This is a genomic window from Pseudorhodobacter sp., from assembly GCF_030452865.1.
GTDB lineage: Bacteria > Pseudomonadota > Alphaproteobacteria > Rhodobacterales > Rhodobacteraceae > Pseudorhodobacter.
Genome location: NZ_JAKDLJ010000132.1, coordinates 1 through 8,414 on the forward strand (window position 1 = coordinate 1; position 8,414 = coordinate 8,414).

The 8,414-nt window shown below is 57.6% G+C and carries 6 protein-coding genes and 1 pseudogene; 4 read left to right on the top strand and 3 right to left on the bottom strand.

Going from position 1 to position 8,414, the window contains the following annotated elements:
• The 4 genes from L0H65_RS09520 to L0H65_RS09535 form a co-directional block, all read left to right on the top strand.
• A partial coding sequence (locus tag L0H65_RS09520; RefSeq protein WP_301458638.1) for a PfkB family carbohydrate kinase occupies positions 1 to 634 on the top strand: 634 nt, incomplete at its 5' end.
• A 102-nt stretch (positions 635 to 736) separates the two neighbouring features.
• Positions 737 to 1,633 (top strand): LysR substrate-binding domain-containing protein, encoded by an 897-nt coding sequence (locus L0H65_RS09525; protein ID WP_301458639.1) that lies wholly within the window; start codon positions 737 to 739, stop codon positions 1,631 to 1,633.
• Between the two features lie 93 nt (positions 1,634 to 1,726).
• Complete coding sequence (locus tag L0H65_RS09530; RefSeq protein WP_301458640.1) at positions 1,727 to 3,277, top strand: trimethylamine methyltransferase family protein; 1,551 nt, start codon at positions 1,727 to 1,729, stop codon at positions 3,275 to 3,277.
• Between the two features lie 24 nt (positions 3,278 to 3,301).
• Entirely contained in the window at positions 3,302 to 5,713 is a 2,412-nt protein-coding gene (locus L0H65_RS09535; protein ID WP_301458641.1) for an FAD-dependent oxidoreductase, read from the top strand.
• A gap of 653 nt (positions 5,714 to 6,366) precedes the next feature.
• Here L0H65_RS09535 and L0H65_RS09540 read toward each other — a convergent pair.
• The 3 genes and pseudogenes from L0H65_RS09540 to L0H65_RS09550 all read right to left on the bottom strand — a co-directional run.
• Positions 6,367 to 7,431, bottom strand: coding sequence for an ABC transporter ATP-binding protein (locus tag L0H65_RS09540; protein ID WP_301458642.1), 1,065 nt, complete (start codon positions 7,429 to 7,431; stop codon positions 6,367 to 6,369).
• Positions 7,428 to 8,216, bottom strand: coding sequence for an ABC transporter permease (locus tag L0H65_RS09545; protein ID WP_301458643.1), 789 nt, complete (start codon positions 8,214 to 8,216; stop codon positions 7,428 to 7,430). The genes L0H65_RS09540 and L0H65_RS09545 overlap by 4 nt, the downstream gene beginning before the upstream one ends.
• 9 nt (positions 8,217 to 8,225) lie before the next feature.
• A pseudogene (locus L0H65_RS09550) lies at positions 8,226 to 8,414 on the bottom strand (ABC transporter permease); the annotation flags it as partial.

Here is an 8,414-nt window from a genome sequence, read left to right on the forward strand (position 1 = left end):
CAGTTTGCACAATGCGGAACGCAGTTTTTCGTATTGGCGCGGGCAATCGGCGGCCCGCCAACTTGCGCAGGCTGCAGGGGCGTTGCAAGCGGCGATGCTGGGTGCGGATCTGGTCTATTTCTCCGGGATCAGCTTGGCCATTCTGGACGCGCAGGGCCGTAAAACGCTGTTGGATGCTGCGCAGACTGCACGCAAGAATGGCAAGACCATCGCCTTCGACTCCAATTTACGCCCGCATCTTTGGGCCAGCAATGAGGAGATGAAAACCAATATTATGCAAGCAGCGGCGGTGAGCGATATCATCCTTCCGTCTTATGATGATGAGGCCAAGTATTTTTGCGATACGGATATTGCGGCCACGGCCAATCGCTATCTTGATGCGGGGGCAAAGACGGTGATCGTAAAGAACGGCGCGGGCGCGGTGTATACCGTACATGATGGCACCGTGGAAGAGATCGCGACGCCGCCTGTGATGCAGATTGTTGATACCACATCGGCGGGCGATAGTTTCAATGCCGGATTTTTTGCAAGTTTCGACCGCCCGCAAACCATGCGAGACCGTGGGCTTGCGGCGTCTCGCGTCGCGGCACAGGTGATCGGACGCAAAGGGGCGCTTGTGCCGCTGAAACTGTAGCTGTCGCTCAGAAATGACGGCATCTTTGCGGCCGCCGCGAGGAGATGCCGGTTTTGATCATTCGTCGGCTTGGCCGCGGGAGGACCCTTGAAGAAACCCAGAATGCCGCCCTTGTCATTGTTCCAAACCTTTGAAGTTGTCGCCCGGCGCAGCAGCTTCACATTGGCGGCGGATGAGTTGTGCTTGACCCAAAGCGCCGTAAGCCGACAGATCAAGGCACTGGAGGACCAGCTAGGCTTGAAGCTATTCCGGCGGCTGCATCGCGTGATTGACCTGACCCCCGAAGGGCGGCGGCTTTTTGATTCCGTGACGCGCGGGCTGGGGGAAATCACCGCTTGCGTTGCGGATTTGCGCGCTGGTGCCGAAATGCCTCAGATCACGGTCGCCGCCTCGGTTGCGTTTTCCTATTACTGGCTGATGCCGCGGCTTGAAAGTTTTACTGCGCAGTATCCTGACATCGATCTTCGCGTCCTTGCGACCGATCAGATGGTCGATCTTCGCCAAGAAGAGGTGGATGTGGCGATACTCTATGGTAGCGGCCAGTGGGACGCGACTCGCGCGCATCTTTTGTTCGGTGAACGGGTTTATCCAGTGTGCAGCCCGTCCTATTTGCGCAACCATCCTGAACTTCGCACCGCCTCTGACATGCTGGACCAACCACTTTTACATCTTGATGGTGGCGGCAACATCTGGGGTGGTGTTGACTGGCGTGTTTGGTTGATGACCCAAGGCGTGACAGGGCAACCGGTGCGGCGCGGCGTGCGGCTGAACAGCTATCCGATGATCCTGTCTGCCGCCGAGGCGGGGCGCGGCGTGGCTTTGGGTTGGAGCTATATCACCGACCCGATGCTGGCTGATGGGCGGCTGGTTTGTCCGGTCGATAAAAGCCTTGAAACGCGCGAAAGCTATTACGTCAGCGCATTGGAGAAAACGGCAGATTCCCCCGCGACCACCAGTTTTTTGCGATGGATTATGGGTGAGGTGGATAGCGTGGCATGAGCGCAAGGAATGTGACGTATTCGAATTGAACGTTTGCATCATTGCGGAATTTTTCGTCAGATGGACCCTGGGAAACCTTTTTGGGGGCTATCCATGTCCGACCTCTCGCAGCGCCGACCTAACCGCCGAGGACGCGGGGCCGAGCCAGCCGCCTTAGTGCCCCCCATCACGCCCGGTATGATTGGCGGTAGGTATCAACCGCTGACCCAGACCGAGATGGTAAATATCCACCACCTTGTCCTGCGTTTGCTGGAGGATTTGGGGCTGTCGCAAGTCACGCCGACGCTGGAAGCCCGCGCGCTGCAGGCAGGGTGCTGGGTTGATGATAACGGTCGTTTGCGGTTCCCGCGCGCCTTGGTTGAAGATGTGATCGCCCGCACGCGGCGCAAGATTGTGCTGCACGGCATCGACCCGCTCAATGATCTGGAGATTGGCGGGCGGCGTGTCTACACAGGCACCGGGGGCGCTGCGCCCACGATCATGGATTTTGAGACCGGGAAATACCGTGAAAGCACGGTGGCCGATCTTTACGACATCGCGCGGCTGGTGGACCGGTTGGACAATGTGCATTGGTATCACCGCTCGGTCGTGGCGCGGGATACCGAAACCATCCTCGATCTGGATGTGAACACCACCTATGCCTGCCTCTCCGGCACGACGAAATCGGTTGCTGTCAGCTATACCGATGGTAATTCGGTGCGCGCTGTGCAGCCGATGCTGGATATGGTCGCGGGCGGCGAGGGTAAGTTTCGTCAGCGCCCGTTCTGCACCGCCGTTTGCTGCCACGTTGTGCCGCCGATGCGCTTTGCGACCGAAAGTTGTGACGCGATGGAAGCGGCGGTTTTGGCGGGCATGCCGCTGCTACTGGTCTCGGCGGGGCAGGCGGGGGCAACGGCCCCGGCGGCATTGGCGGGTGCAGTTGCGCAGGCATGTGCCGAGGTACTGGCGGGCCTCATCCTATGCAACATCATCGACCCGGAGTGTCGCGGTATCTTTGGCACTTGGCCGTTTGTGTCGGATTTGCGCACGGGTGCTATGTCGGGCGGGTCGGGTGAACAGGCGCTGCTTTCGGCGGCCTGTGCGCAGATGGCGGGGTTTTATGATCTGCCCAATTCGGTGCCTGCGGGCATGACGGACAGCAAACTGCCGGACGCGCAATCGGGTGGCGAAAAGGGCTATACCATCTCGCTTGCCGCCCATGCCGGGGCGTCAATGATCCATGAATGTGCGGGGATGCATGGGAGTTTGATGGGGACGGCGTTCGAATCCTATGTGCTGGACAATGACCTATTGGGCGCAATCCTGCGCACGGTGAAAGGGGTTGAGGTCAGCGAGGATACGTTAAGCTTTGATGTCATCCGTGACGTGGTGATGGGCGCGGGTCATTTTCTTGGCCATCCGCAAACCTTCAGCCGAATGAAAACCGACTACCTGTATCCGGAAATCGCTGACCGTCGCAGCATCAGTGAATGGCAAGAGGCTGGCGCCCGTGATGCCCGTGCAGTGGCGCGCGACAGCGTTCAAAAGATTTTGGCCGACCATTATCCCCGCCATATCGGCGAGGACGTGGATAAACGGCTGCGTGAGACTTATAATATCGTTCTGCCAAGGGCGCGGATGCTTGCCGGGAACGGCTTTTGGTAAGGCACTGAACAGAAGGGAGATTGCATGCAATCCCAAGCGAAAGTGGTGATCATCGGCGGCGGCATGATGGGGGTGGGCCTTGCCTATCATTTGGCCGAAGAAGGTTGGACAGACGTATTGCTGATTGAAAAGGCGGAACTGACCAGCGGCTCCACTTGGCACGCGGCGGGGCAATGCCCGTCGTTTATCGGCAATTACAACATGGCCAAAATCCACCATTATTCCAACACGCTTTACCCGCGATTGGAGGCGCTGACCGGCCATCCAACGGGTTGGCACGGTTGCGGTGGCATCCGGCTGGCCACGACTCCCGAGGAGGTTGACTGGTTCCGCCATGTTTCAGGCTTTGCTGCCAATATCGGTTTTGAGATGGAGATTATTGGGCCTAAGGCCATTCGCGAAATCAACCCTTGGCTCAATACTGAAGGCGTCCTTGCGGGTGCCTATACGACAATGGATGGGCATGTCGATCCGGCAAGTGCCTGCAATGCGATGGCCGCAGGCGCGCGGCAAATGGGGGTTGCGATTGTCCGCCACAACCTTGTGACCGGCATCAACCGCTTGCCCTCGGGCGGGTTTGAGGTGATCACCGAGCAAGGCAATGTGACCTGTGAACATGTCGTCAACGCGGGCGGGTGCTATGCGCGTGAAGTAAGCCGCTGGCTGGGCGTTGAAACTCCGATCATCAACATGGAGCACCAATATCTGGTGACAGAACCACTGGCCGCTTTCCAAGGCACTGATCGCGAACTCCCCGTCATGCGCGACCCCGCCACGGCGGGCTACTACCGGCAGGAACAAAAGGCTGGCCTTGTTGGCATCTATGAGCATCAGGGCGCGAAAGAGGCGTGGGCCGTGCGCGGCGGCTGGCCGGATTGGCAAAGCGAGAATGAGTTGTTTGAAGGTGACATCGACCGTATCGCCCCTTGGCTAGAAAAAGCGCTAGAGCGGATGCCGATTTTCGCGGCGGCGGGCATCAAACGGGTGATCAACGGGGCCATCCCGCACACGCCTGACGGCAACCCGCTGGTTGGCCCCGCGCATGGGGTGCCGAATTTCTGGCAATGCTGCGGGTCGTCCATCGGCATTGCGCAGGGTGCAGGGTGTGGCAAATATCTGGCGCAATGGATGGTTCATGGCAACGCCGAGATCAATATGGCATCCGTCGATCCGCGCCGGTTTGGCAGCTATGCAGATGCAGATTATACCCGCGCGAAAAGCTTTGACGACTATCACAATATGTTTGAAACGCCACTTCCGGGCCGCGAAATCCTCGCGGGGCGCCCGCGTCGCGTGACGCCGCTTTATGAGAAGTTGCGTGCGAAGGGCGCGGCCTATACCGAGGTTTACGGCTGGGAGCGGCCCAAGTATTTCGCCCCCACCGGGTTTGTGGAAAAGCTGCAACACCGCCGCAACAATGTGTTTGATCTGGTGGCTGCTGAATGCCGCGCAGTGCGGGAGCGCGTGGGGGTCATGGACCTGTCGAGTTTTGCCAAGTTCGACGTGTCGGGGGCAGGGGCCGAGGCGTTGCTGGACCGACTGACCGCCAATCGTCTGCCGAAAAAGACTGGCGGCATCAACCTGACGCATGTGCTGTCGCAGGCAGGCCGGATCGAGGGCGAATGGACCATCACCCGGCTTGGCAATGACCGTTTCTATGTGCTGTCCGGCGCGGGCAGCGAACGGCAGGTGCTTGATCATCTTCATGTCGCTGCTGGGGATGATGTGACCATTACCAACCTTACCGACAAGTTTGGGATGCTGGTTTTGGCGGGGCCGAAATCTCGCGACGTTCTTGCGGCCTTGACCAATGCCGATTTGACCAACGCGTCGTTTCGCTGGTTGTCGGGGCAGGAAATCACTATCGCAGGTATTCCCGTCCGTGCGCTTCGCGTCAATTATGTTGGTGAGTTGGGTTGGGAGTTGCATGCGCCGATGGGCGATCTGGCGCGGCTTTATGATGCAATCTGGGCGGAAGGGGTTTCGCATGGCATTGCTGATTTCGGCGGTCATGCGGTCAATTCATTGCGAATGGAAAAAGGCTATCGCGGCTTTGGTGCGGAACTTACCAATGAGATCACCCTCATCGAGGCCGATTGCACCCGATTTTATGCCCCCGATAAAGGCGATTTCATTGGGCGTGCGGCGACCGAAAACATCCGTCAAAAGGGCATAACAACCCGACTTGTCTATGGCGAAGTCGCTGCCAGTGATTGTGACCTCTATGGCGGTGAGGCGGTGATGCAGGGCGACCGTGTGGTTGGCGTTTGCACCTCTGGTGGCTATGGCCATGTGACTGGAAAAAGCCTTGCATTCGCCTATCTCAACCTGGAAATTTCGGGTGATTTACACGTGATTATTCTTGGTGAATGTCGCGCCCTCACCTTGCTGGATGATCCTGCATGGGATCCGACGAATGCGCGCCAAAAGGCATAACGGCGCAATCGCCCGGAGTGTTTTTCTTCCTGAGCGGCCAGCCAGTGTGAAAGCGGTAATAACGTTTGGAAACGGCGGGCAACGAGCACAAATCCGGCACCTTGCTCTCCCAGCGTGAAGCGGCGCATCATGGCTCAACCGATTTTATTGGGAGAAGCACTGTTAAATTTTCGTGTGGTGGCTTTGGGTCGCGAAAATGGAGCCAAAGTAACACGCTGCGCAGGCGCGCCTGTCAGAACAAGCCCCGCCGCAAGTATTTGCTGAAACTGGATGTCTGCCGATTTCGGCAAATGGTATCAAACGGACGCGGACCTGAACCCCGGTGGCTCGGATGGCGCGCGCACGCTTGAGGCCAGTGGCAACAATGGCAGGCCATGCGCCACGAACAGTGCAAAGTCTGCCAGAATGGGAAGCATCACCAGCGCTTTGTGCGCAGGCGTGGCGCAAATAGTCAACTCGGCACCAATCCGATCAGTTTTCGCAGGTGTTTCCCGCGTAGCCGTAAATGCCCTGCCCGGTAATGAATGATCTGGTTCTGTGATCTCGTATTAACCGAGGGCTAACTATCAAGAGGCAGGAAAACTTTCGCCCGAAACCCATCTCCCGCGCGGTTTTCAAGCGAGATCCGCCTACTGTAATCGATGGGTCCGACATCAGCGATCCAGAACAAAGATGGCATCGTCGGTCCAGCAGATATGGCAGGGGTCACCCTCTTTCAAGATAACGACATCCGCGCCAGGCACTCGCATGCGGATTTGTGTTGTGTCCTTATGACCGATGACCAGCGCGTTGTCGCCATAGTTCACGATTGTATCGATGATAATTGTGGCGTTCATCCGGTCCGGTTTTTCCGCGCACGACAGTTTGAAATGCTCCGGGCGGATCAACAAAGTGACGGCCTGTCCGATGCCAAGAGTCTTGGCTGGATCGGGGAGGAATTGCACTTGGCCAAGTGTATGGCAATCGGCTTGACCGGGGCCAGTGATGGTTGCCTCCAGCAGATTGCTCTCTCCGATGAAATCCGCGACGAAGCGGCTGGCGGGGCGGTGATAGATGTCAAGCGGCGGGGCGGCCTGTTCGATTTTGCCGTTGGAGAAGACCACGACACGGTCGGACATCGACATCGCCTCGGACTGGTCATGGGTAACAAAGATCGTCGTGACGCCAAGCCGTTTCTGGATGCGTTTAATTTCAATCTGCATCTGTTCGCGCAGGTTCTTGTCCAGTGCGCCCAAAGGCTCGTCGAGCAGGAGCAAATCAGGTTCAAACACCAGTGCGCGGGCCAATGCAACGCGCTGTTGCTGGCCACCCGACAGCTCTTTTGGAAAGCGGTGGGCGAAGCCATCCAGACCCACCAGCGCTAACATTTCATCAGCTTTGCGCAGCCCTTCGGCCTTCTTGACGCCGCGCATTTGAAGCGGGAAATAGACGTTTTCTATGGCGGTTTTGTGGGGGAACAACGCGTAGTTCTGGAACACAATGCCGATATTGCGTTCTTGAGGGGCAAGACCAGCCAGCGATTGCCCCTCAATGGTGATCGTGCCGCGGGTTGCGGCCTCAAACCCAGCGATGATCATCAGCGTCGTAGTTTTCCCTGAGCCGGAAGGGCCAAGAAATGTAACAAACTCTCCCTTTTTGATGTTCAGATCAATTTCGTCTAGGGCTGTGAAATTGCCGAAGGTTTTTCCCACACCGGACAGTTGAAGATAGTCGGTCATTGAGAGTCCTTTTTTATGAGTCGACGTGTGAACCGCCAAGCATGCGGCGCGATCAGGCCGAGGAAAACAGCGCCGAACAGGAGCGTCGAGATGACTGCAATCACTGGATCGGCTTCTTGGCGAATGGAATCGAACATACGGCGGGGCAGGGTTTCGGCACCGCGACCGGAAATGAAGATCGCAACTACGGTTTCGTCAAAGGATTGAATGAAGGCGAACAATGCCGAGATCAGCAATCCGGGGCGCAGGATTGGCAAGGTGACATGCCAGAAGGTTTGGCGCTGACTGGCGCCCAAACTGCGCGCGGCACGTTCCAGGGTGGTGTCGAAGCCTTTGAGGTTTGCCGATAACACCAGAAAGGTGATCGGCACCGATAGGCAAGTATGGGCCAAGATCACGCCAAGATGCGAATGCACCAACCCAAGCGCGCCGAAGTAGGAATAGTATCCGACTGCCATCACGATATGAGGCACAGCCATCGGCATCATCATCATCAAGTTTGCGGCACTCTTGCCCCAAAACTTATGCCGCACCAGTGCGAAGGTCGCAGGCACTACCAGCGCCATTGTCAGAATGGTTGTCGCCGTGGCGATTATCAGGGAATTTGCCGTTGGCCAGAGCCAGACCGGATCGGTGAAATATTGGGCGTAATAGCCAAGCCAATATCCTGGCGGCGGGAATTGCAGCGAGGCGGATGTTGAAAACGACATCGGCACAACGATGAGCAGAGGGGCAGCGATAAAAAGGACAATGGCGGTGCCGGTCCAACGTAAGAAGCGATCCATGATGTCCCCTTATCCGTAAAGACGGTCAAGCCCGAAGCGCCGGGAATAGACCCACAGCACCAAAAGCGTGACCGCCAGCAAAACCATCGCCAGCGCCGACCCGACGCCAAAGGCAAGAAACTCCTCAATCTGATGGCCGATCAAACCCGCCGCCATTTGTTCGCGTGGCGATCCCAACAGAACCGGCGTGACGTAAAA